General features: G+C 66.4%; 20 protein-coding genes. 14 read left to right on the plus strand and 6 right to left on the minus strand.

The genetic code is table 11. From position 1 onward, the window contains the following. Positions 1-72: 72 nt before the first annotated feature. From EPL01_RS05150 to nadC, 5 genes are all read left to right on the plus strand, one after another. A complete protein-coding gene (locus tag EPL01_RS05150; protein WP_168215817.1) occupies positions 73-366 on the plus strand; it encodes a DdfA family disk-determining factor in 294 nt (97 codons plus the stop codon). A 107-nt stretch (positions 367-473) separates the two neighbouring features. After that, entirely contained in the window at positions 474-2,027 is a 1,554-nt protein-coding gene (locus EPL01_RS05155) for an amidohydrolase (protein ID WP_135824189.1), read from the plus strand. A 309-nt stretch (positions 2,028-2,336) separates the two neighbouring features. Then, on the plus strand, positions 2,337-3,470 hold the full coding sequence (gene nadA, locus EPL01_RS05160; RefSeq protein WP_135824190.1) for a quinolinate synthase NadA: 1,134 nt from the start codon (positions 2,337-2,339) through the stop codon (positions 3,468-3,470). After that, the gene (locus tag EPL01_RS05165) at positions 3,467-5,035 is read left to right on the plus strand and encodes an L-aspartate oxidase (protein WP_135824191.1); all 1,569 of its coding nucleotides are present in this window, start codon (positions 3,467-3,469) and stop codon (positions 5,033-5,035) included. Before nadA ends, EPL01_RS05165 begins: the two co-directional genes overlap by 4 nt. Beyond that, positions 5,022-5,846 (plus strand): carboxylating nicotinate-nucleotide diphosphorylase, encoded by an 825-nt coding sequence (gene nadC, locus EPL01_RS05170; RefSeq protein ID WP_135824192.1) that lies wholly within the window; start codon positions 5,022-5,024, stop codon positions 5,844-5,846. The genes EPL01_RS05165 and nadC overlap by 14 nt, the downstream gene beginning before the upstream one ends. Before the next feature lie 398 nt (positions 5,847-6,244). Here nadC and gpmI read toward each other — a convergent pair whose 3' ends face one another. Then, the gene (gpmI, locus tag EPL01_RS05175) at positions 6,245-7,762 is read right to left on the minus strand and encodes a 2,3-bisphosphoglycerate-independent phosphoglycerate mutase (protein WP_135824193.1); all 1,518 of its coding nucleotides are present in this window, start codon (positions 7,760-7,762) and stop codon (positions 6,245-6,247) included. A gap of 552 nt (positions 7,763-8,314) precedes the next feature. Here gpmI and EPL01_RS05180 point away from each other — a divergent pair. Next, positions 8,315-9,571, plus strand: a complete 1,257-nt coding sequence (locus tag EPL01_RS05180; protein ID WP_135824194.1) for a DNA double-strand break repair nuclease NurA — start codon at positions 8,315-8,317, stop codon at positions 9,569-9,571. 17 nt (positions 9,572-9,588) lie between these two features. Here the strand turns inward: EPL01_RS05180 and EPL01_RS05185 are convergent, their stop codons facing one another. After that, positions 9,589-9,939, minus strand: coding sequence for a DUF7113 family protein (locus EPL01_RS05185; protein WP_135824195.1), 351 nt, complete (start codon positions 9,937-9,939; stop codon positions 9,589-9,591). A 300-nt stretch (positions 9,940-10,239) separates the two neighbouring features. On the opposite strand from EPL01_RS05185, the gene EPL01_RS05190 reads away from it, so the two are divergent. The 3 genes from EPL01_RS05190 to EPL01_RS05200 all read left to right on the plus strand — a co-directional run bounded on the left by EPL01_RS05190 (position 10,240) and on the right by EPL01_RS05200 (position 14,400). After that, positions 10,240-12,144: an ATP-binding protein gene (locus EPL01_RS05190; protein ID WP_135824196.1), complete on the plus strand. Its 1,905-nt coding sequence runs from the start codon at positions 10,240-10,242 to the stop codon at positions 12,142-12,144. Between the two features lie 95 nt (positions 12,145-12,239). Continuing rightward, on the plus strand, positions 12,240-13,946 hold the full coding sequence (locus tag EPL01_RS05195) for a histidine kinase N-terminal 7TM domain-containing protein (protein WP_135824197.1): 1,707 nt from the start codon (positions 12,240-12,242) through the stop codon (positions 13,944-13,946). Positions 13,947-13,971: 25 nt separating this feature from the next. Beyond that, positions 13,972-14,400 (plus strand): universal stress protein, encoded by a 429-nt coding sequence (locus tag EPL01_RS05200; RefSeq protein WP_135824198.1) that lies wholly within the window; start codon positions 13,972-13,974, stop codon positions 14,398-14,400. 177 nt (positions 14,401-14,577) lie between these two features. On the opposite strand, the gene EPL01_RS05205 is transcribed toward EPL01_RS05200, so the two are convergent. Continuing rightward, the gene (locus EPL01_RS05205; protein WP_135824199.1) at positions 14,578-16,089 is read right to left on the minus strand and encodes a KaiC domain-containing protein; all 1,512 of its coding nucleotides are present in this window, start codon (positions 16,087-16,089) and stop codon (positions 14,578-14,580) included. Between the two features lie 60 nt (positions 16,090-16,149). Between EPL01_RS05205 and EPL01_RS05210 the strand changes: the two genes are divergently transcribed. The 3 genes from EPL01_RS05210 to EPL01_RS05220 all read left to right on the plus strand — a co-directional run bounded on the left by EPL01_RS05210 (position 16,150) and on the right by EPL01_RS05220 (position 18,430). After that, on the plus strand, positions 16,150-16,977 hold the full coding sequence (locus tag EPL01_RS05210; RefSeq protein ID WP_135824200.1) for an NAD(+)/NADH kinase: 828 nt from the start codon (positions 16,150-16,152) through the stop codon (positions 16,975-16,977). Positions 16,978-17,027: 50 nt separating this feature from the next. Further along, positions 17,028-17,957, plus strand: a complete 930-nt coding sequence (gene mptA / locus EPL01_RS05215; protein WP_135824201.1) for a GTP cyclohydrolase MptA — start codon at positions 17,028-17,030, stop codon at positions 17,955-17,957. Between the two features lie 269 nt (positions 17,958-18,226). After that, positions 18,227-18,430, plus strand: coding sequence for a hypothetical protein (locus tag EPL01_RS05220; protein WP_135824202.1), 204 nt, complete (start codon positions 18,227-18,229; stop codon positions 18,428-18,430). Between the two features lie 18 nt (positions 18,431-18,448). Here the strand turns inward: EPL01_RS05220 and pyrF are convergent, their stop codons facing one another. After that, positions 18,449-19,342, minus strand: coding sequence for an orotidine-5'-phosphate decarboxylase (gene pyrF, locus EPL01_RS05225; RefSeq protein WP_135824203.1), 894 nt, complete (start codon positions 19,340-19,342; stop codon positions 18,449-18,451). Positions 19,343-19,544: 202 nt separating this feature from the next. Between pyrF and EPL01_RS05230 the strand changes: the two genes are divergently transcribed. After that, on the plus strand, positions 19,545-20,201 hold the full coding sequence (locus EPL01_RS05230; protein WP_135824204.1) for an HAD family hydrolase: 657 nt from the start codon (positions 19,545-19,547) through the stop codon (positions 20,199-20,201). Here EPL01_RS05230 and EPL01_RS05235 read toward each other — a convergent pair. Next, positions 20,196-20,570: a DUF7993 family protein gene (locus tag EPL01_RS05235; RefSeq protein WP_135824205.1), complete on the minus strand. Its 375-nt coding sequence runs from the start codon at positions 20,568-20,570 to the stop codon at positions 20,196-20,198. The two genes, EPL01_RS05230 and EPL01_RS05235, sit on opposite strands and share 6 nt — an antisense overlap. A 351-nt stretch (positions 20,571-20,921) precedes the next feature. Continuing rightward, entirely contained in the window at positions 20,922-21,377 is a 456-nt protein-coding gene (locus EPL01_RS05240; RefSeq protein ID WP_135824206.1) for a DUF2240 family protein, read from the minus strand. A 455-nt stretch (positions 21,378-21,832) separates the two neighbouring features. Between EPL01_RS05240 and EPL01_RS05245 the strand changes: the two genes are divergently transcribed. Continuing rightward, positions 21,833-22,732 (plus strand): HFX_2341 family transcriptional regulator, encoded by a 900-nt coding sequence (locus EPL01_RS05245; protein WP_135824207.1) that lies wholly within the window; start codon positions 21,833-21,835, stop codon positions 22,730-22,732. The last annotated feature ends 11 nt before the right edge of the window (positions 22,733-22,743 follow it).

Here is a 22,743-nt window from a genome sequence, read left to right on the forward strand (position 1 = left end):
CGCCAGCAGGTCACTAGTGTTCGACGTAGCGCGCTCTCGAGAGACCGACGTGCTCTGCGAGTCCGAACACCCATGAGCGAGAAGCAATCAGCACTCAATCGCGGCACGGTACTGACGTACGAAGTAGACGAGAACCAAAGCCTCAGCGAAGGCGTCGTGGCGGCGGTCGCCGCGGTGTCGAACACCGACCCGGCGGAGATGGACCCGCTGGCCGAAGCCATCGACCCCGACGCCCTCGACGCCCTCTTCGCCGACCACTACGACGGGACGCCCCGGTCGGCGGGAACCGCCCAGTTTTCGTTCTTCGACCACGAACTCGTCGTCAGCGGTGACGGCCACGTCTCGGTGGTCGAAGCGCCCCAGTAGTCTCCTCGGCCGGTTCGTCGCTCTTCTGCGGTCGGTTCGTCGCGTATCTCTTGCCCGCGTTCTCCGATTCCCCAACGATTATCGCCTCTCCGGCGCACGTCTCTGGCATGACAGCGGCGGCAGACTGCATCTTCACGAACGCGGAAGTCCACACGCTCGGCGAGTCCGACGAGGTCGCCGAGGCGGTGGCGGTCCGCGACGGCGAAATCGTGCGCGTAGACGACGAGTACGAAGTCGAGTTCCTGAACGGCGTCGAGACCGAGGTTGTGGACCTCGGCGGGCGCGTCCTCCTGCCGGGGTTCATCGACGCCCACACCCACCTCCAGCACCTCGGGCGCTCGCTGGTCCACGCCGACCTCTCGGCGGCCGATTCGCCCGCCGACTGCGTGGAACTCCTCGGTGAAACCGAGAATGGCGATACTGAGTGGACTCTCGGCTTCGGCTACGACGAGAGTACGTGGGACGACTCGCGGTATCTCACCCGCGAGGACTTAGACGCCGTGAGCGAACAGCGCCCGGTCGCGGCCTTCCGCGAGGACATGCACATCGCGGCGGTCAACTCGGTCGCCCTCGACCGCTACGTCGCCGAGATGCCCGAGGAGGACGTGCGAACCGAGGGCGGCGACCCCACGGGCGTCATCGTCGAGGAGGCGGTGGACGTAATCTACGAGGCCATCGAACCCGGTGCCGAGGAGATGCGCGAACTCGTGGCGGCCGCCCAGCGCGAGGCCAACCGGTTGGGCGTCACGGGCGTCCACGACATGGTTCGGAACTCGCGCGCCCCCGAGGTCTACCGCCAGATGGACATGGACGGCGACCTCAGCCTGCGAGTCCGCATCAACTACTGGTCGGACCACCTCGACGCCGCCGTCGAGACCGGCCTGCGGACCAACCACGGGAGCGAGTTCGTCCGGACCGGCGCCATCAAGACCTTCACCGACGGGAGCCTCGGCGGGCGGACCGCCAAGCTCTCGGACCCCTACGCCGACGCCGCGGACGCGGAGGGCGACCCGGAGGATGCGACCGGCCAGTGGGTCGTCTCGCCCGAGGAGCTTCGGGAACTCGTCGCCGAGGCCGACGGCGCTGGCTTCCAGCTGACCGCCCACGCCATCGGCGACGAGGCGGTCGAGGAGGTCCTGTCGGCCTACGCCGAGACCGACGACCCCGGCGCGGCACGTCACCGCGTCGAACACGCCGAACTCGCCGACGACGAGGCGGTCGAGCAATTCGCCGAGACGGGGGTCGTGGCCTCGGTCCAGCCGAACTTCCTCAAGTGGGCCGGAGAAGAGAGTCTGTACGAGGACCGACTCGGGACCGAGCGCCGCGAGCGGTCGAATCGCTACGCCGACCTGCTGGAGGCGGGCGCGCCGCTGGCGTTCGGGAGCGACTGCATGCCGCTGGACCCGCTGTTCGGCGTCCACCAGACGGTCAACGCGCCCGCCGAGCGCCAGCGCCTCTCGGTCACCGAGGCCCTGCGGGCCTACACCCGCGGCGCGGCCTACGCCGGGTTCGACGAGGAGCGACTCGGGACGATTGCGGAGGGCAAGAAGGCCGATTTGGTAGTGCTCGAACGCTCGCCGTGGGAGCATCCCGAGGACATCGAGAACATCGACGTGGCGCTGACGATCGTGGACGGCGACGTGGTGTACGACGGTCGGTAGGGTCGGCCTCTCACCCTACGGGATTATCTACCTTCGTTTGAGAACTAATTAGTTGTCTTTGAGAAATATATTTATATCTAAAATACCTATAATTGTTTCCTAGCCGTCGGCGAGTCGGTCATCTCGGCCGCGTCCGAAACTGTCGCCGAGGCAGACTCCCGACGGTCTCCGGTTCACGAACCGACTCCGTTGGAGGCATCCCCGAATGTAAAAGTCGATAGCACCCGAGCCAATTCACCGCTCGCCTATGAAGAGAAAATATTTTCAATAGTGGATACCGAAGTCTGTTGCAATCGGAGGTGGCTGACTGTGCCAAAAATGGAAACGGCGGACATCGAAACAGACCTGAGTCTCTTCAAATACGACAACCTCGAACAGTTGCCCGAAGCGTATCGGGGTTTGAGCGAGGAAGAGCGCCGCGACAGAACCGAGGCCGCGAAAGACGAGTTGGGCGACGACCTCGTCATTCTGGGCCACAACTACCAGCGCCGCGAAATCGTGGAACACGCCGACTTCATCGGCGATTCGTACCAACTCAGCGTCGAGGCCGCCGAGGCCGACGCCGAGTACGTCGTCTTCGGCGGCGTGACCTTCATGGCCGAGTCGGCTGACATCATCACCGACGACGACCAGACCGTCATCCTCCCCTCGATGGAGGCCTCCTGCCCGATGGCCGGAATGGCCGAGGCCCTGCAAGTCGACGCCGCGTGGGCCGAGATTACCGAAGCGGCCCCCGACGCGAACATCGTCCCCATCACGTACATGAACTCCTACGCCGACCTGAAGGCGTTCTGCGCCGAGCAGGGCGGCGCGGTCTGTACCTCCTCGAACGCCGACAAAGTGTTCGAGTGGGCCTTCGAGCAGGGCGACAAGGTCCTGTTCCTCCCCGACAAGCACCTCGGCGAGAACACCGCCCACCGCCTCGGCATGGCCGATTCTATCGCCGAGTGGGACCCGTGGGACCCCGAGGGCAAGGACGCCGAGGAGGTCGCCGAGAGCGACATCATCCTGTGGGACGGCTACTGTCAGGTCCACGAGCGATTCCGCGCCGACCACATCGAACAGGTCCGCGAGGAGTACGACGACGCCAACGTCATCGTCCATCCCGAGTGCCGCCGCGAGGTCGTGGAGGCCGCCGACGTGGCCGGAAGCACCGCGACCATCTGCCAGACTGTCGAGGACGCTGACCCCGGCGAGACGTGGGCCATCGGTACCGAGATTCACCTCACGAACCACCTCCAGCGGTGGCACCCCGAGGTGAACGTCGTCCCCCTCTGCGGGGACGCCTGCATGGACTGCAACGCGATGCGCCAAATCGACCCCAACTACCTGACGTGGGTGCTGGAAGAACTCGTCGCGGGCCGCGAGCGCAACGTCATCGAAGTCGCGCCACAGGAGGCCGAACTCGCCGACGTGGCGATGCAGCGAATGCTGGAGATATGACCATGACGGACGACACTACGCCAGATTTCGCCGAAGCAGACGTGCTGGTCGTCGGAAGCGGCGTCGCGGGATGCGCGGCGGCCCTCTCGGCGGCCCGCGAGGGCGCGGAGGTCCTCGTCGTCACGAAGGCCGAGCGCCCCGAGCAGACCACCTCCCACTGGGCGCAGGGCGGGGTCGCCACCACGCGCTCGGACCCCGAAGCGTTCGAGCGAGACATCATCGAAGCCAGCGCCGACACCGCCGACCCCGAGGCGGTGGACACGCTCGTCTCGGACGCCCGCGAGGCCGTCGAGGACGTGCTGGTCGAGACCCTCGACGTGCCCTTCGACCGCGCCGAAGACGGCGACGGCGGCAACGGCGGCGACGGTTCGGACTTCGACTACACCCGCGAGGCGGCCCACTCCGAACCCCGAATCCTCCACGTCAACGCCAGCACGGGCAAGCACGTCCTCGGTCCCTTCCTGAACCACCTCGACGACCACGAGCGAGTCACGGTCCGGGCCGACACCGCCGCGCTCGACCTCATCACCCACGAGGGGCGAGTCCACGGCGCAATCGTAGAACAGGACGGCGAGCGCGAGTCGGTCTTCGCGGGCGCGACGGTCCTCGCCACCGGCGGCATCGGCGCGCTCTATCGGAACTCCACCAACCCCGAGACCGCGACCGGCGACGGGATTGCGATGGCCGCCCTCGCGGGGGCCGACGTGGAGGACATGGCCTACATCCAGTTCCACCCGACCGCCTATGCTGGCGAGGACCCCTTCCTCGTCAGCGAGGCCGTCAGAGGAGAAGGGGCGCTCCTCCGGAACGCGGAGGACGAGCGATTCATGCCCGACTACCACGAGGAGGCCGAACTCGGCCCGCGCGACGTGGTCGCCCGCGCCGTCGCGGACGAGCGCGAGCGCACGGGCGGGGTGTATCTAGACGTATCCCCGCTAGACTTCGAGTCGGAGTTCCCCGACCTCGCCGAGAAGTGCGAGGAGCGCGGCGTGGACTGGGAGTCGGGCATCCCGGTCGAGCCGAGCGAACACTTCCTCTGCGGTGGGATTTCGGTGGACGACCGGGGCCGGACCGACCTCGACCGGCTCTTCGCGGTCGGCGAGTGCGCCCGGACCGGCGTCCACGGCGCGAACCGCCTCGCGTCCACGAGCCTGCTGGAGGGGCTGGTCTGGGGCCTGCGCGCCGGGGAGTCCGCGGCCGGATTCGACCCGGAGCGCGTCGAAGCCCCGGACTTGCTGGACCGCGACCCCGACCTGCCCGCCGGGTTCGCCCGCGAGAAGTTCGTCCGCCTTCGGAGGGTGATGGACGAGAACGTTGGACTCAGGCGGACGCCCGAGGGCCTGCAGCGCGCGACGGCGGTCCTCCGGCGGCTCAAAGGCGAGGTGGACGCCTACACCCGGACCAGAACCTCGCGGAGCCTCTACGAACTCCGGAACGCCAGCGTGGTCGCCCTGCTGGTCGCCCGGCAGGCGATGGAGGCCGACCCGGTCGGATGCCACGCGCTCGAAGACGTGACCAGCGACGAGGGTGACGCAGACGAGGTGCCAGCGAATGCGAGTGACTGACCGGAAAGTCGAGGAGTGGCTCCGCGAGGACGTTGGCCACCGCGACGTGACCAACCACGTCCCCGGCGAGACGACGGGCCGACTCGTCGCCAAGGAGGAGGGCGTCGCGGCCGGACTCGACGCCGCGAGGGCCGTCTTCGACTACCTCGACGTGGACGCCTCCGCGACGGTCGAAGCGGGCGACCGGATTTCGGCGGGCGATGTCCTGCTGGAAGTCGAGGGTCCCGCCGAGTCGGTCCTCCGAGGAGAGCGCGTCGCGGTCAACGTCGCGGGCCACGCCTCGGGCGTGGCGACGAAGACCCGCCGGGCCGTGGACGCGGCCCGCGAGGCGACCGGCGAGCGGAGCGACGAGGTCGCCATCGCGGGCACTCGGAAGACCACGCCCGGCTTGCGGGGCGTCGAGAAGCGCGCCATCGCGGCGGGCGGCGGCGACACCCACCGCCTCACCCTCTCGGGGATGGTCATGGTCAAGGACAACCACGTCGCCGAGATGGGGATGGAGGAGGCGGTTGGGCACTTCCGCGAGGAGAAGTCCTTCGCCACCAAAATCGAGGTCGAGGTCGAGCGTCCGTCGGACGCGGCGCGGGCCGCTGAGGCCGGGGCCGACATCGTCCTGCTGGACAACATGACGCCCGACGGGGTGCGCGAGGGCGTGGAGTCGTTGCCGGAGGGCGTGCTGGCGGAGGCGAGTGGTGGAATCGGAATTTCGGACGTGCCGGAGTACGCCGAGACCGGCGTGGACGTGATTTCGATGGGGTCGCTGACGCACTCGGCGGCGAGTCTTGACCTGTCGTTCCGGACCGGAGAGTAGTTTAGATGAATATGTAGTCATGTTTCGGATTTTTTTATTTCTTTTAGAATTGTAGAACTGTCTGGTGGCGGAAATCGAACGGAGCTAGCTTCAGGCTTGAACATAGGAGTCTGCCGCACCGCGCTGCAACCGCGAACCACACCCACCCCGACCGATTGCGTTGCTCGGCCGCCGGAAGACAAACCGCGTCTTCCGAGCCTGCGCTACTCATCCCTCGCGCGGTTGGCGGGGCCACGAGAGACACCGACGGACAAACCGCGTCCGTCGAGCAGTCACTCGCTTCGCTCGGTCCGTCGAGCAGTCACTCGCTTCGCTCGTGACGACCCCGCCAGCGCGCGCCGAGTCGGGAGGAGAGGCCAGTACGTGCCGAGAAGAAGTCAACCCGAGCGTTCGACAGCCTACTCCAACAGATTCTGGCCGGTCATCGCGTTCGGCTGTTCGACGCCGATGAGCGACAGGAGGGTCGGCGCGATGTCGCAGAGCGACCCGCCCTCGCGGACGCGCTTACCACCGCTATCGCCCTCGGGCGTCAGGTAGACGAACGGGACCAGATTGTAGGTGTGGGCGGTGTGGGGGTCCTCTGGCGTGCCCATGTCGTCGGCGTTGCCGTGGTCGGCGGTGACGAGGAGGTGCCCGCCTGCGGCCTCGACCGCCTCCACGAGGCGGCCCAGTTGGGCGTCCACGGCCTCGACTGCTCGCACCGCGGCGTCGAAGTCGCCCGTGTGGCCCACCATGTCCGGGTTCGCGTAGTTCAGCACCAGCACGTCCGGGTCCTCGCGCTGGATGGTATTTATCGCGGTGTCGGTGACCTGCTCGGCGCTCATCTCGGGTTGCTGGTCGTACGTCGGCACGTCGGGCGAGGGGACGATTTCGCGGCGCTCGCCCTCGAACTCGACTTCGCGCCCGCCGTTGAGGAAGTAGGTGACGTGGGCGTACTTCTCGGACTCGGCGATGCGGAGTTGGGTGAGGCCGTGGTCGGCCAGCACCTCGCCGAGGGTGTCCTCGGGTTGGTGGGGCGGGAAGGCGACCGGGAGGTCGAACTCCTTGTCGTACTGGGTCATCGTCGCCACGCAGATTTCGGGGGGAGTCGTCTCGAACTCCCAGACCGGGTCGATGTCCGCGAGCATCCGCGTGAGTTGCCGAGCGCGGTCCGACCGGAAGTTGAAGAAGACTACTGCGTCCCCGTCCGAGAGGGCAGAACCGCCCTCCACGAGGGTCGGCTCTACGAACTCGTCGGTCGTGTCCCGGTCGTAGGACTCGCGGACCGCTTCGACGGCAGATTCGGCCTCCCGCTCGGCCTCGCGGTTCACGATGGCGTCGTAGGCGCGTCTGGTGCGCTCCCAGTTCTGGTCGCGGTCCATCGCGTAGTACCGCCCCGAGACGGTCGCCACGTCGCCGGTCCCCTCGCGCTCTACGACCGACTCCAGTTTCCCCAAAAAGTCCTCGCCGCTCCGGGGCGGGGTGTCCCGTCCGTCGGTGAAGGCGTGGGTCACGGCGTCCACGCCGCGCTCGGCGGCCAACTCGATGAGCGCGTAGAGGTGGCGCTGGTCGGAGTGGACTCCTCCCTCGCTCACCAGCCCCATGAAGTGAACGCACCCGTCGTTGTCCCGTGCGTACTGGAAGGCGGAGTCGATGGCCTCGTTGTCGCCCAACTCGCCGCTCTCGATGGCGTCCTCGATACGGGTGTACTCCTGTTTGACCACCCGGCCCGCGCCGATGTTGAGGTGGCCGACCTCGCTGTTGCCCATCTGACCCTCCGGCAGGCCGACCCTCCTCCCGGTCACGTTCAGGGTGCCGTAGGCCCCCGAATCGGCGTACCGGTCGAAGTTCGGCGTGTCGGCGGCTTCGATGGCGTTTCGTCCACCGTCTTCGCTACCTAACCCCCAGCCGTCGAGGATGATGAGCGCGGCCTTCATGCGCGACAGGAGGGCGTCGCGTCCTAACTACCCTTCGGCTTTCGGAAGCGAGTAAAGAGATTTTCAACCGGAACAAAATCGGGGATTTCTCGTCCGGCGCGCGGGGATGCGCGCAGTTCTGCGCGCATCCCTCGCGCGAGGGACGAGCGAACGACCGGCGGGAGTGAGTGAGGAGGCTGGGGAGGTGTGAGGTCCGCGGTTGCGGTGCAGGGCGGTTGCAGTGCTGTGCGGGACTCCGTGGCTCAAGCCTGAAGTTAGCTTTTTGCTATCGAGCTGATAGCAGAGAGCAACGCTGGGTGGACTAATTTTATTTCTGAAGCCCCCGCCCGCTCGCGGTCGCTGAGCGACATATCCACGGCCCTCAGCAACGCCCGCCGTGGATAGTGGTCGCTCAGACGACCAAAGTGAACGCGACCGCGCGGCCCCTTCACCCACCAACGGTGGATAGGTTGGCTAAGCCAACTGCCGGAAGTCGGCCTGCGCTCGCCAACCGCACGACCTCCTTCCCCGGAACCCAACCCTTTTTGCAGAGTTGGCGAGAATCCATCTCCCATGACTCTCGACCCGGTGCACTTCGACGGCATCGCGGGCCTCGCCGACCACATCGACTACGACGCCGAGGACCGCGACCACCGGGAGTTCGCCGAGGAGGTCTGGAACCACTACCTCGACCCGCTCTACGGCGAGGAGGGCGAGATTCTGACGCCCATCGGCGAGCAGTCGCGCCGCCGGGTGGACGCCCAAAACATCGCACTCGAAGACGACCCCTTCCCGACGACCCACGGCCTCGACGCCGGAACCCTGAACCCCCGACCGTTCAAGAACGGACTGGTCATCGACGTGGCCCACGCCGCGATGAGCGCCACGCCCTCGGAGCTGGACCTCCACGACCGCCGGACCGTGGTGAAGGCGCTCCACTCGAACGACACCGCCGCCAACTTCGGGACCGACTGGGACGAGTACGACGACGGAAGCCAGCGCCGTATCGTCCACACTCACCTCCCCCAGAACCAGTACGAGGAGGACGTGGTCCACGCCCTCGCTCTCTACCTCGCCGAGAGCAGTCACGCCCTCGAACACGCCGACCGGGTCTCGGACTTCCTGCTCCTCGACGGCCCCATCTACCCGAAGGGCGTCCTGCGGTGGTACTCCCGCAGTTCGGTGCTGACCGACCTCTTCGAGGAGTCCGACGAAGTCGCCCGGATTCTGTCGAACTACGTCGAACTGGTCGAGACGTTCGCCGAGCGCGGGGTCCCCTTCGCCGGGTTCGTCAAGAACGTCTCCGCCAAGTCCGTCGTCCGGGCGCTCAAGCAAAAGGCCGACTTCGGACCGGTGCCGTGGGCACACGACGCGGGCCTGTTCGCCCAGATTTTGGAGCGCCGAGACCTCGTGGACGGCGAGTTCGAGCGCCTGACCGACGAGTTGACCCTGACCAACTGGTTCGAGTCCCGCGCGGGCCTCGACGGCTTCTTCGACGCGGACCCGAATCGCCACCTCGACCGAGAACTCGACCCCGAGGACTACAAGGTCACGTTCTGCGTGATTTACGACCCGCGCCGGGACCTCGTGTTCAAGGTCGAGGCCCCGAAGGTGTTCACCGAGGACGACGCGACCCGCGAGCGCATCGAGCGCCAGATTCTCGGCGAAATCGCGGCGCGGCGCGGCCCGCCCCGGGTCGTCTCGAAGGCCGACGAGTTGGCGGCCATCGACCGCGGGAGCGCCGACTCGCTCATCAAATCGTTCGAGGAGTCGCTGGATACCGAACTGGACGAGAACTACAACGCGGTGCGGTGGGGTCGGGACTACTGACGACTCCAAAAACGAGTCTACTGCGGTTCCGCCGCCTCGGGTTCCTGTTTCTCGACAGTGATTTCCACGTCGTCGGCGTCGATGCCGATGCGGACGAACTGCGTCCGGATATGTTCGCGCGCGGCCTCCTCGGCCTGCTCGCGGGTGTCGAACCCGCGGGGCATCGGCGACTCGAAGGCGACGTTGACCTCCTCGCCGTCGACTTTCTGGACCGTCCCGCCGCTCTCGACCTGATAGAACTCGTCGCAGACCCAGACGTACGGCGCGTCCTCGTCGGGCGCGCCCTTGAACCGCGGCGCGCGCTCCCCCCGCTCGTACAGCGTCCCGGTCAGGGTGGTACCCCCTGCTTCGCCACGGATGAGTAGCATAGACCGGACGTAGGACGCGGGGAGATAAAAGGGGTGCGCTCGCGCGAAGTATCCCGGGTAGCGAAGGCCGAAGCGAAGTCGAGAGTCTCGACAGAAACGTATTCACATTTTCTAAAGAATCCCAAACATACCTTTAATATTCATAATTGTGTCTCTAAGTGGGTCGAGACCCGACAGACGACGCCCCGACTGCCGCCCGCACCGGACGAGGTCCTATCCGTGGCCGCGCCGGAGGAGCTTCCACCCGTGGCCGCGCCGGAGGGAAACCTGTTTGTCTCATGCGCTCATTGCCGGGTAACGATGACCGACCTCGGCGACTTCAGCAGGTCCGGCGAGAGCGACGACTCGGAGACCTCCGAGTCGTCGGCTCCCGAGACCGACGACTTCGATGCGGACGCTTCCGGCTCCGACACCGCCGGTTCCGACCTCGACGACGTGGGCGACTTCGAGACCTCGTCGAGTTCCGGCGCGCGCGACGGCGCGGAGTTCGACCAGATGACCGCCAATCCCGCGGGCACCGACCGGGGCATCGGCACGCTGTCGGCGGCCGAGGGCCTACGCATCGGCGAGGAGGACGACGAAACTCACCTCCAAGCCTACGTCACCGCCGACAACCGCGAGGAGGTCCGAGTCGGCCAGTACCTCCTCGTGCCCTACCCCGACGAGGAGAAGCTCTTCTGTCGCATCTGCGGGCTGGAGTACCTCCAAGAGTACCGCGTGGACGACGCCACCGAAATCCACTCCAAGCGCGCGATGCGCCGGGACGAAATCGAGGAGACCGACTACAAACTCATGGCCGACCTCGAACCCGTCGCGGTCCTTTACAAGGACGGGAACGGCCCGGACGCCGAACTCAAGCGCCGGATGACCGACCGCGTGCCCAAGCCCAAGTCGGTCGTCCGCGAGGCCAGCGACAAGTCCGAAATCAAGACCGGCCTCAAGATGCCCGAGGACGGCGTCTTCCTCGGGCACCTCTCGGTCGGCGGCGAGAAGGTCCGGACCGCCGCGGAGCCGCCGACAATCGACTACCGGCTGAAAGACGACTACGAGGACGGCGACCCCCTCGTCTTCCGCCACACCCTCGTCGCCGGTGGCACCGGGTCCGGCAAGACCCACGGCGCGAAGAACATCCTCCGGCAGTTCCTCGCCGACGAGCGCCGATACGAGATGGAAGACGGCGCGGAGCGCCGGACCGCGGTCGTCCAGTTCGACCCGCAGGACGAGTACGCCCAGATGCACGACGACAACCCCGACGTGACTCGGGAGGACGAGCGCACGTGGGAAGCCGAGAACGTCGCCCACGGTGGCCACGACGAGACGAAGGCGTTCGTGCCGAAGGTCGGCGGTGGGCGCTACGCCGCGGACCACCACCGCGCCGAGCAGGTCGAGTTCACGATTCCGTTCTCGATGGTCGCCCGGCGGCCGTGGCTGGTCGCGGGCGCGAGTCTCAACGACAACCAGTACAACGCCCTGCGCCTCCTGTTAGACCGCTTCTTCGAGCAGTACGGCGACTCGGCGACCTACGAGCAGTTCGTCAGCTACATCGACGACCCCGCGCTCCGCGAGGAGTTAGACGAGAGCGGTCGGGTCCACGAGGCGACGTACGACGCCGTGAAGCGCCGCGCGATTAGTTCGTCGTTCTACGACGTGTTCGACCAAGACGCCCGGCCCATCACCGACCAAATCAAGCAGTTCGTCAAGCCCGGCCAGTTGAGCGTCGTGCCGACCTACCACCTCAACGACTCGCGGGCGACCGAGGTCGTCGTGCTGGCGCTCGCCAGCCTGCTGGTGGACGAGAAGCTGTCGAACGACCCGACCCACGACCGCATCAAGCAGACGCCCCTCGTGGTCGGGATGGACGAGGCACACAACTTCCTGACCGACGCCGACAGCGTGCAGGCCCGGAAGGTCATCGGGAAGTTCACCGAGGCCGCCAAGCAGGGCCGCAAGGAGCGTCTGGGCCTGTTCCTCATCACGCAGGACCCCCAAGACATCGCCGAACCCGTCTTCAAGCAGGTCAACACCACCGTCGTCCTGAATCTGGGCGACGAGGACGCCATCAAGAGCGTCAACATCCCCGCCAAGCTGGAGGGGAAGGTGCCCTACATGGAGAAGGGACAGATGGTGGTCTACTCGCCGGACAACTCCGAACCGGTCGAAATCATCGGCCTCTCGAAGTGCGTGACCAAACACGGCCGAGACTAGAGGCGGTCAGAGCTGACTAGTCAAGGTCGGTCGACATTTTTGCCCGCCGAAACCAACCTACTTTTTTATTGGTTGGTTCTGTTGTAACGGCTGAGATGGAACTCTCTTTGACGTGGCTGGCGCTCGGCCCCCTCTCAGCTTTTGTTATGTCGCTGTACTTCATCTGGCACCTCTGGCCCTACCGCGACGAACCGGGCGGAGGGCTATTTATCGCCACGGTCGTCTGCGAGGGGCTGTGGACCGGCTCGTACGGTGTCGCGCTACTCGTCTTCGACCCGGTCGTTCGCCAACTCCTCGAAATCCCGATTTGGTTCGGAAAGAGCTTCATCACCGTATTCTTCCTCGCCTACGCGCTCGAATACACCGGTCGGGCCGAAATCGTCCGGTCGAAGTGGATGTACCTCCTCGGCGCCATTCAGTTCGCGTCGGTCATGCTCGTGGCGACCAACCCCCTCCACCACATCGCGTGGAACAACTACCACATCGACCCGATTTTCGGCGCGGCCACGGTGGCGTACACCCACCAGACGTGGCTGTTCATGTCGATGCTCATCTTCTACTCGCTCACGACGGTCGCGCTGTTGCTCCTGCTCGAAGCGTTCGTCAGTTACGGGTCGGTCTACCGAGGTCAGACGGCCGTCGTCGCGCTCTCCTTTTTCCTCCCCTTCGTGGCGAACGCGGCGTGGCTGTTCAACTGGGTCCCTCATCCGGGCCTCAACCTCACCACCTCGGCGCTGACGATTCACCTCGTACTGGACTTCTACGGACTGTTCCACCTCGACATGTTCGAGCAGTCGCCCGCGGCACGGCGAGTCGGCGAGCGCGCCGCCATCCACGACCTCGGTACGCCGGTCCTCATCATCGACACCAAACACCGCGTCATCGACGCCAACGAGGAGGCCGAGCGCGTGTTCGGCATCGACGCCGTGGGCGACATCGGCGGCCAGTTGAACGACCTCGTGGAGACGCGAATCGACGTGACGGCCGACGAGCAACTCATCACGGTCCGGACCGACGGCGAGCGCCGGGAGTACAGCGTCGCCAGTTCGGAAGTGGTAGACTCGACGGGGATTCACGTCGGCTACACTCTCGTCTTCCAAGACGTGACCGAGGAGAAGCGCCGCGAGCAGCGCCTCGAAGTCCTCAACCGCGTCCTGCGGCACAACCTCCGCAACGACATGACGACGATTACCGGCTACGCCGAGGTGATTCAGGACACCGACGACCCAGAGGAAATCGAGGAACACACCGAGACAATCATCGAGACGGGACGCGAACTGGCCGAACTCGGCGACAAGGCCCGGAAGTTCGAGCAGGCGATGGGCGAGTCGGGCGAGCGCCAGCGCGTCGAGTTCCGGACCTTCCTCGCTGACCTCGCCGGGGAGTTCCGCGAGGAGTACCCCGACAGTCACATCGACGTGGACCTTCCCGACGGACTCGAACTCGACACCGACCCCGCGGTGGCCCGCATGGTGTTCTCGAACCTCGTGGAGAACGCGCTCAAACACGCTCCCGGCGACGAACCGCGGGTCGAAATCAGCCTCGCCGAGGTCGAGCGCGACCAGAACTCGGTGGTCCTCACCGTGCGCGACGAGGGGCCGGGGATTCCCGACCACGAGGTCAAGGTCATCAGTCAGGGCGAGGAGCGCGACCTCGAACACGGGAGCGGACTCGGCCTCTGGATCGTCCAGTGGGGCGTGAACGCGCTCGGCGGCGACGTGTCGTTCGAGGGAGACGAGACCGGCACGGTCGTCACGGTCCGACTGCCCGGACTGGTCGATGCGCCGCGCATGAAAGCTTAAGCGGTCCCCGTATCTATCGGCAAACATGAGCAAACAAGTTCTCGTTCCGCTCGACGGGTCGCCCCAGTCGAGCGACGCGCTCGAACACGCGCTCGAAGAGTTCGCCGACGACGAAATCACGGTCTTCCACGTCATCGACCCCATCGACGCGGGGTACAACGCCCCGGTCGGCCTCCCCGGCGGGTCCGAAGAGTGGTACGAGGGTGCCAAAGAGGAGGCCCAGTCCCTGTTCGAGGAGGCCCAAGAAGTCGCCGACGAGTACGGCATCACCCTGAAGAACGCGACCGAGATGGGCCGACCGGCTCGGACCATCGTGGAGTACGCCGACGACGAGGGCTTCGACCACATCGTGATGGGAAGCCACGGCCGGTCGGGCGTCTCGCGGATTCTGCTCGGGAGCGTGGCCGAGACGGTGGTCCGGCGCGCGACGATTCCGATTACCGTGGTTCGGTAGGTCTGCTATACCAACCTCGGGCGGAGCGAGCGCGTGCGCTCTGCGCACGCGCTCGCTGGACGACAAAAGACAATTTTTCATTGCTTTCAAAATTATTTTTCATTCCTAGAAGATTCTCTATTTATCTTTCCGCGGAGCGCACCAGCGGTCGCACTGCGAGTGCAGTAAAAGGTCGGCTCAAAAGATGTTCGCCTGCCGGTAGACGCTGATGCCCTCGTTGGTAATCGAGTAGGGCTTGATCTCCCGGGAGTGGTTGGCGTCCCGAATCTTCTGGATTTCGACCGCGAGTCGGGTCTCGCGGAAGTCGTCGCCCGACCGGATGTAGCGCAGGATGAACACGGCGTCCACGAGGTACTCGATGATGCCGTGCCGTGAGGCGTAGGCGTTGTCCTCGCTGGCCTCGCTCGTGAGCATCGTCGTCACGCCCGCCTCCTTCAGGCTCTTGGTGAAGTCGTAGACCTCGTTTCGGCGGGTGGCCTGATTGTCGTACATCATCTCCAACAGCGACACCGAGTCCAGCACGAGGCGACTCGCGCCGAACTGCTCGACCAGTCGCGGCAGGTCGTTGCGAATCGAGGTCAGGCTGTTGGCCATCTCGATGGGGTCCAAGTCGATGACCGCGAGCTGGCCGTTCTTCTCGTACTCGTCGAAGTCCCACCCCTTCTCGGTCGCGGTGTTGACGATGCGGTCGTGGCTCTCTTCGAGGGTGATGAATACCGCGCTCTCGCCCTGCTGGAGGGCCTCGTGGAGGAACTGCAGGCCGAAGGTGGTCTTGCCGGTCCCGGCCGACCCGACGGTCGTGATGAGCGAGCGCTCTGGCACGCCGCCCTGAATCATGTCGTCCAAGCCCTCGATGCCGAGGTCGATGCGGGGTATCGAGGACTCGAACTCCTCGTCGTCGAACGATTCGTCCTCGAAGGGGCCGTCGCCGCCGCCGAATCCGCCGCCGAAGCCCTCGTCGGCGTCCATGCCGAATCCGCCAGCGCCGCCGCCCGCGCCGCCCGCGCCGCCGAAGCCACCGCTGGCGTCGTCGCTCGCTCCGCCGCCCATGCCGCCCGCGTCCATGCCGCCGCCGGGCGCGTTCTCGAACGCGCTGGCGAAGTCGTCCTCGAAGAGTTCGTCCTCCTCGTCGTCTCCGTCGTAGGGGTCGGCGTCCGCGAAGCCGCCGCCAGCGCCGCCAGCGTCGCCAGCGTTACCAGTACTGTCCCCGTCGCTCGCGCCGAATCCTCCGTCGTCGGATTCGGCGTCGGGGGCGTCGTCACTCGCACCGAATCCGGCGGGGCCGGTGTCGTCGGCGTCGAACTCGCCGCCCATGCCGAACTCCCCGCCCTCGCCCGGTCCGTCGTCGCCGACTGCGGCGTCAGTCGGGTCAGCGTCAATTGAGTCGGCGTCAATCTGTTCGGCGTCGTCGGCGTTCCCCTCTGCGCCGAAGTCGGGGGCGTCCCCGAATCCGCCGGGGTCGTCTTCGGCGTGTTCGAGTTCGGCCTCCGCGGAGTCGGGGCCTCCCGAGTCGGCTCCAGGTTCCTGCTTTTCGCCGTCGTCCGCTCGGTCGCCACCCTCGCTCTCGCCGCCCTCGCTCTCGTCGTCCTCGCGGAGCGCGCGCTCGAACCAGTCGTCGTCCTCGGTCACGTGAGCCACCTCCTCGGCGGTCGAGCGCGATGCATGTCCGGCACCTCGGACCGGCCACATTTTAATGTTTCTCGCCACCGCGTCGGCGGACTTTTGACGGGCGGGGGAGAATACCCGACGATGAGAGTCGGCATCGTCGCCCAGAAGGGCAACGCTCGGGCGGCCTTTCTGGCCGAACAGATACGCGAGACCCTGCCGGAGGAGGTCACGGTCCGCCTCGACGACGCGACCGCCGAGCGCGTGGACGGCGAGGGCTACCCGGTCGAGGAGATGGACGCCTGCGAACTCGTGGTCTCCATCGGCGGCGACGGCACCTTCCTGTTCGCGGCCCGCGGAGCGGGTTCGACCCCGATTCTGGGCGTCAACCTCGGCGAGGTCGGGTTCCTCAACGGCGTCGCGCCCGACGACGCGGTCGAGACGGTCGAGGCCGTCGTGGCTGGCTATCGGGAGACGGACACGATTCCGTCCCGCGAGGTGCCCCGACTGCGGGCGACCGGCGAGGGCGAGAGCGACTGGTCGGTCCACCCCGCGCTCAACGAAATCGTCGTGCAGGGACCACAGCGCGGCCACGGACAGGGCCTCGACTACGAGGTCCGAGTCGATGGCCGGGAGTTTACTGCGGGACGCGGCGACGGCGTGCTGGTCTCGACCCCGACCGGAAGCACCGCGTACAACCTGAGCGAGGGCGGGCCGCTCGTCCATCCCGACGCCGACGCGTTCGTGATTACCGAGATGTGCGCCGCCGAGTCGATGCCCCCGCTGGTGATGGACGGCGACACCGAAGTCGTGATTCGCGCCGAGGGCGCGAAGTTCGGCTACGTCAGCGCCGACAGCACGCGCAAGCGATTCGAGATGCCCGAGTCGGTGACGGTCCGGCCCGCCGACGAGCCGACCAGAATCGCCGAACCCTCCAGCGACTTCTTCCGGGCGCTCGGAAAACTCGATTGAATCTGCCGAAAGGGAAAGCCCTAATCCCGCTGGTTTGCTAGTCGCCGGTAATGACCGAGCAACTGCCGGACGTGCAGGCCTCCGAACCCGACGTGACTGTCGGCCTGAACCGCGTCGGCGTGACCGGCGTCACGAAGTTAGTCGAACTCGCCCGCTCCGACAAGCGCCCCATCGTGCTGACCGCCGAGTTCGAGGTCCTCGTGGACCTGCCGAGCTGGCGCAAGGGCGCGGACATGAGCCGAAACATGGAGGTCGTGGACGAGATTCTGGAGGACGCGGTGGCCGAACCAACCTACTCGGTCGAAGACTTGTGCGGCGAGGTCGCCGAGCGCCTGCTGGGCAAGCACGACTACACCTCGAAGGCCGAGGTCAAGATGGAAGCCGAGTACATGATAAAAGACGAGACGCCCGCGAGCGAGCGACCGACGCAGGCCACCGCGGACATCATCGCCAGCGCCACCGCGACCGAGGAGGGCACCCGCGAGGAGATCGGCGCGCGCGTCACCGGCATGACGGTCTGTCCCTGCTCGCAGGGCATGATGAGCCAAACCGCCCGCGAGAAGCTGGAGGACCTCGGCGTCGGCGAGGAGGAAGTCAGCGAGTTCCTGCGCGAGGTCCCGCAGGCGGGCCACTCCCAGCGCGGCCACGCCACCCTCACCGTCGAGAGCGACGGCGCGCCCGAGGCCAACCTGATGGACCTCATCGAGGTGGCCCGCGACTCGATGAGCGCCCGCATCTACAACCTCGCCAAGCGCCCCGACGAGGACCACATGACCTACGAGGCCCACGCCAACGCCAAGTTCGTGGAGGACTGCGTGCGCGACATGGCCGAGGGCGTGGTCTCGGAGTTCCCCGACCTGCCCGACGACGCCGTGGTGACGATGAAGCAGAGCAACGACGAGTCCATCCACCAGCACAACGCTCACGCCGAGCGCGTGGCCGAGGTGGGGACGCTCCGCGAGGAACTGGCCGACGACTGATTACGAATTTCGGGTTTCGTTTCGCGTTTCTTCTTTCGTCTGTCACTCGCTCGCCGCCGGACCTAGATTTCTCCGGCGCGAATTGTAACTGACCACGGGACGCGCCCGCCGCGCGCAGAACTGCGCGCGGCGGGCGGGGAGGCACGGGGCGCAGTGGCGGTGCGGTGGCGGTGCGGTCGTACTCGACTGAACCCCGTCATCGACACCATGACTGATGCTCCCACACACTGATACGCCTCGAAGCCCTACCTGAATCGAGTGAAACGCCCATGAGTGTCACAGGCCTCTGCCAGATTTGTGAACAGCGAGAAGCCGAACACTCGTGTCCCAACTGCGGGACCCTCGCGTGCGAGAAACACTGGGACGAAGCGGACGGCCTCTGCGCGAACTGCGCGGCCACCATCGAGCGCGGTGGCGGCGAAGGCCAAGTCCGACCCGAGGACTTGGACGACGACGAAGTGATGCGATTTTAGACAGGGCGTCGCGCCTCGCTACCGGTGGCGATTCAGTTGGCGCTTGAGCCGCCGGGCCGACTGGCGGGCCGCCGCGGCGTGGTCGTCCTGCCCGCGAGAGCGTCCTCGGCCCGCGGTCTCGCCAGCGTAGAGGACTTCCCGCGTGGTCTCGACCAGTCCGAGGCCGTCGTTCGGGCCGCCCTCCGGCGCGACGTAGTCGGCGACCCCGGGGTCGTTTCGCGCGCCGCCGACCGCGAGGAGCGGCCGTTCCGGCGCGCGCTCGCGGATGGCTTCGAGTTCGTCGCTTCCCCCGCCGACGAGGAGGCCCACGTCGGCCGCGTTCTCGGCCTCGCTCGCCTCGGGGTCGCTCTCCTCGGCCTCGCCCTCCGCGGCCCAGTCGCTGACGAGTCCCGCGACGTGTTCGGCGAGGGTAGTTCCGTCCTCGTCCTCCTCGTCGGACCGCGAGTCGTTACCCTCCGCGAGTTCCCGGTCCTGCAAGTCCGCCGCGCCGGAGTTCGGCGTCCGGCAGGTGACGAAGACGCCCAGATTGGAATCGAGGAGGCCCGCGAGCGCGTCCCGGCCGAGATACGGCGAGACGGTCACGGCGTCGGCGCGGTCGAACAGGTCGGCGTCGGGGTTCGGTACTTCGGCGTACTTGCCGTCGAGGACGACCGGGACTCCTCGGCCGCGGGCGTAGGCGACGGTCTCGGCCAGCGCGGTCCACCCCTCGCGGTCGGCGTAGACGGCCGGGTTGACCGAGTAGGCCGCGACGTGTTCGTGGGTCGCGTCCACGATGCGGCGGTTGAACGCCCGCCGCGGGTAGTCGTGATTTCGGCAGTCGTCGGGGAGCCGCGAGCGCTCGGGGTTCAGCCCCACCGCCAGCAAGCTGTCGGTCAGCCGGATTCGCTCGCGCAGGCGGTCGAAGAAGGTCACACCGGGCGTTGCGATGGCGCGACCAAGGCTCTTACTCTTGAACTGGAAATATAGATAGCTAACCGCTTAAGACATATATTTATTGCTTAGAGAATTATTTTGTTGTTTTTTGGTCGTCCGGGACGGTCGTTCGCTACTCCTCGAAACCCCGAGCCCGCTCGCGCCCGTAGCCCTCAAGGGCGCATCGTGCCAAAAACCTCCCATGACCCTCTCTGCCGTCGTCTTCGACTTCGATTATACGCTGACCGCTCCCGGCCGCCCGCGGCAGGCCGTGTTGGACGACAGCACCGAGGCGGTCGGCGCACCGGACCTCTCGCGCGAGGAGTACCTCGACGCTCACTCCCAGCACCTCGACAGCGACTCGCGCGACCCCATCTTCGACGCCCTCCTGCCCGAGGATGCCGACACCGACCCCGAGGAGTTGTCCGCAGTCTACCGCGAGACGGTCGCCGAGTCGCTCCGCTCGGTCGAGGGCGTGGCGGGCCTGCTGGCCGACCTCGAAGCCGACTACGGCCTCGGACTACTCACCAACGGCCCCTCGAAGGCCCAGCGGAGCAAACTCGACCCCTTCGACTGGGTCGCGCGCTTCGACGCGATTGCGATTACGGGCGACCTCGAAGCGGGGAAGCCCGACCCGGCGGCCTTCGAGGCCATCCTCTCGGACCTCGGCGTCGAACCCGCCGAAGCGGTCTACGTCGGCGACGACCCCGAGGCCGACGTGGAGGGCGCGCGAAGCGCCGGAATGCACGTGATACAGGTCGTCTACGAGGACGGTCCTGACCGCCATCCCGACGCAGACGCTCACGTCGAGCGTGACTCGCTGGCTGCAGCGCTACCGGAAATCCTGAAACAGCTATAGAATCGCCACGAACACGTCCGTCGCGCGCTTGACCGCCGCGCCGTCCTCCACGAAGACGATGGTTCGCGGGGGTTCGACCGCCTTGGGCCGGACGCGCAGTTCGACCGACTCCGCGGCCTCCGCCGCGGCATCGACCTCCTCGCGGAACTCGATTCGAGCGCGGTCGTCGTGGACGTAGACCTCGGCGAGCGTTTCGTCGGTGTCCACGAACGCGATTTCGTAAGCCAGTTCGCCGTCGGCCGACGGCTCGACGTCCGCGTCGGCGTTGACGACTTCGAGCGCGTCGAGTCCGGAGTCCTCGCGGCTCGACACCTCCGAGGAGAGCAGTTGCGCGATTCGCTTGCCGTCGGTGGTTCGGTCCTCGACCATACCGGAGAATCGAATCGCGGGGGAATCAGCCTTCGGCTTTGGGCCGGATTCGAGTGGCTGTCACCGGGGACTGCACGCGCTCGGTGTCACAGCCACCGGGAAGCGCCAGGCCGACCAACCGCCAGCAGGCGCTCATGGATACACCCGACCGTCTGGGTGGATGAAGGGGCCGCCCGGTCGCGGGTCGGAGACCCATGGTCGTCTCAGCGACCACTATCGCGGACCGGGCTGTGCGGAGAGGTCCGCGATATGTCGCTGAGCGACCGCGACCGGGCGGGGGCTTCAGGAAACGTTCATCGCTACCGATTCTGCGGTTTGCACTCGTGGTCGCGCCAAGAAGGGGAGGAGAGGTTAGTCTACTTTCAGTTCCTCACGTGCTTCCTCGGCCTCGCTACCCACCTCGACGCCCCGCCGTCGGGCGTAGACCACGGCCGCGGCCTCGATGGTCACGCCGAGGCGACCCTGCAGGTCGTTGATCTCGGCCACCGCGGTCTGCTTGTCGGTGCCCGCCGAGACCACCCTGTCGAGCAACTTCTCGAAGGTCGATTGCTCTTGGAGGACCGACTCGTCGGGCACGAACTCCTCGGGTATCTCGACCGCCGCGGGGTCGAACTCCGCGAGGACCTCGTCGGTCTCGTCGTCGCGCGCGAGGAGACCCTGTCCGGTCGCCAGGTCCACCAGTCGCTCGGCCTGGTCGGGCGAGAACCAGTCGCGGTCCAGCGACAGCGCCACGACGAACTCGCTCTCGGGCATCGACTCGGTGCCCTTCTGCTGGAACGGGGCGGCGACTGCACTTCGGAGACTCATTCGGGTGTGAGTGGTGCGGGAGTAGTGGGTAAAGGTGGCGGTTCTTGGATGTGGTAGTGGTTTCTGAGTGTCAGTTACGGTCCGTGTTGTTGGTGTTCTTCGACTCGACAGGAGACGCCGCCGATTCGATGGGACGACGGTTTCTGAAGCCCCCGGTCGCTCGCGGTCGCTGACCGACATATCGGCGCAAACCGCGCGCCGATAGGGGTCGGTCAGACGACTACAGTGAACGCGAGCGACCGGCCCCTTCATCCCGCCCGTGTTCGATTCGGCCGAGCGTCTACTGTCGGCTGGTCGGCCGAGCGTTCGCTGGCGGTTGGTCAGTTAGCGCGACTCGGTGGCGTGGTTAGTCGGTGCATCTCGGTGGGTGGCCAACTCACACGAAACTCCAAGTCGAAGTCGTCGCGTACCGCGAAAGGTTGGGGTTTAACCGGCCTTCCGCGCAACGGGAGCATATGCAAACCCACATCGTCCCGGTCGGCTTCGACTACGACCGGCTCATCGCGCCCCTCGTGCGCGACCAGTTGGACGTGGACCGCGTCATCCTGCTGGAGGGCGCAGTCGGGAGCGAGGCCAACGTCGAGTACTCCCAGAACCTCTCCCAGAAGCTCGAACAGGACTTCCAGAACCTGTTGGGGGCGTCCACCGAGCGCGTGGTCGTCGCCGACGTGTACGACTACGACGCCGCCTTCGAGCAGGCCTACGACCTCATCAACGCGGAACTGGACGCGGGCCGCGAGGTCTGGGTCAACATCTCCGCGATGCCCCGGACCGTCAGCTTCGCGTTCGCCACCGCGGCCCACTCCGTGATGGTCGAGCGCGAGGAGGACCGCGAGAAGATTCACACCTACTACACCGCCCCGGAGAAGTACCTCGAAACCGAACTCGCAGAGGAGCTACGCCGCCAGATGGACCTGCTCGAAGACCTCGAATCCGAAGTCGAGGACGACCGCATCGGCCAGCGACTGGAGAGCGCCCGGGACCTCCTCTCGGAGTTCGACGAGCGCGGGACAACCATCGGCGCGAAGGAGATCCGCGGCGGGCACATCGTGGAACTCCCGGTGGCCTCCTTCTCGAACGTCAAGCCCTTCGAGGAGGTCATCCTGTTCAAACTCGGCGAAGAAGGCGAGTTCGAGTCGGTCTCGGAACTCGCGGAGGCCCTCGCGCTCGAACTCGACGAGGAGTACACCGACAGCTTCCGGTCGAAGGTCATCTACAACGTCGATAGGCTGGGACCGGGCGGTAAAGGGTACATCGAACAGGAGGAACACGGGAAATCGTATCGGACCAGATTGTCGAGAATCGGGGAGCTGTGGGTCCGAGCCCACGCAAACGGAGAGACGCAAACGCAGTAAGTCCAGCGCGT

Source organism: Halorussus ruber, from assembly GCF_004765785.1.
GTDB lineage: Archaea > Halobacteriota > Halobacteria > Halobacteriales > Haladaptataceae > Halorussus > Halorussus ruber.

What these genes read in the sequence shown, in the direction of transcription:
- EPL01_RS05150 (WP_168215817.1), top strand. Translation starts at nt 73, where the DNA reads ATGAGCGAGAAGCAATCAGCACTCAATCGCGGCACGGTACTGACGTAC.
- EPL01_RS05155 (WP_135824189.1), top strand. Translation starts at nt 474, where the DNA reads ATGACAGCGGCGGCAGACTGCATCTTCACGAACGCGGAAGTCCACACG.
- EPL01_RS05165 (WP_135824191.1), top strand. Translation starts at nt 3,467, where the DNA reads ATGACCATGACGGACGACACTACGCCAGATTTCGCCGAAGCAGACGTG.
- nadC (WP_135824192.1), top strand. Translation starts at nt 5,022, where the DNA reads ATGCGAGTGACTGACCGGAAAGTCGAGGAGTGGCTCCGCGAGGACGTT.
- gpmI (WP_135824193.1), bottom strand. Translation starts at nt 7,762, where the DNA reads ATGAAGGCCGCGCTCATCATCCTCGACGGCTGGGGGTTAGGTAGCGAA.
- EPL01_RS05180 (WP_135824194.1), top strand. Translation starts at nt 8,315, where the DNA reads ATGACTCTCGACCCGGTGCACTTCGACGGCATCGCGGGCCTCGCCGAC.
- EPL01_RS05185 (WP_135824195.1), bottom strand. Translation starts at nt 9,939, where the DNA reads ATGCTACTCATCCGTGGCGAAGCAGGGGGTACCACCCTGACCGGGACG.
- EPL01_RS05190 (WP_135824196.1), top strand. Translation starts at nt 10,240, where the DNA reads ATGACCGACCTCGGCGACTTCAGCAGGTCCGGCGAGAGCGACGACTCG.
- EPL01_RS05195 (WP_135824197.1), top strand. Translation starts at nt 12,240, where the DNA reads ATGGAACTCTCTTTGACGTGGCTGGCGCTCGGCCCCCTCTCAGCTTTT.
- EPL01_RS05200 (WP_135824198.1), top strand. Translation starts at nt 13,972, where the DNA reads ATGAGCAAACAAGTTCTCGTTCCGCTCGACGGGTCGCCCCAGTCGAGC.
- EPL01_RS05205 (WP_135824199.1), bottom strand. Translation starts at nt 16,089, where the DNA reads ATGTGGCCGGTCCGAGGTGCCGGACATGCATCGCGCTCGACCGCCGAG.
- EPL01_RS05210 (WP_135824200.1), top strand. Translation starts at nt 16,150, where the DNA reads ATGAGAGTCGGCATCGTCGCCCAGAAGGGCAACGCTCGGGCGGCCTTT.
- mptA (WP_135824201.1), top strand. Translation starts at nt 17,028, where the DNA reads ATGACCGAGCAACTGCCGGACGTGCAGGCCTCCGAACCCGACGTGACT.
- EPL01_RS05220 (WP_135824202.1), top strand. Translation starts at nt 18,227, where the DNA reads ATGAGTGTCACAGGCCTCTGCCAGATTTGTGAACAGCGAGAAGCCGAA.
- EPL01_RS05230 (WP_135824204.1), top strand. Translation starts at nt 19,545, where the DNA reads ATGACCCTCTCTGCCGTCGTCTTCGACTTCGATTATACGCTGACCGCT.
- EPL01_RS05235 (WP_135824205.1), bottom strand. Translation starts at nt 20,570, where the DNA reads ATGGTCGAGGACCGAACCACCGACGGCAAGCGAATCGCGCAACTGCTC.
- EPL01_RS05240 (WP_135824206.1), bottom strand. Translation starts at nt 21,377, where the DNA reads ATGAGTCTCCGAAGTGCAGTCGCCGCCCCGTTCCAGCAGAAGGGCACC.
- EPL01_RS05245 (WP_135824207.1), top strand. Translation starts at nt 21,833, where the DNA reads ATGCAAACCCACATCGTCCCGGTCGGCTTCGACTACGACCGGCTCATC.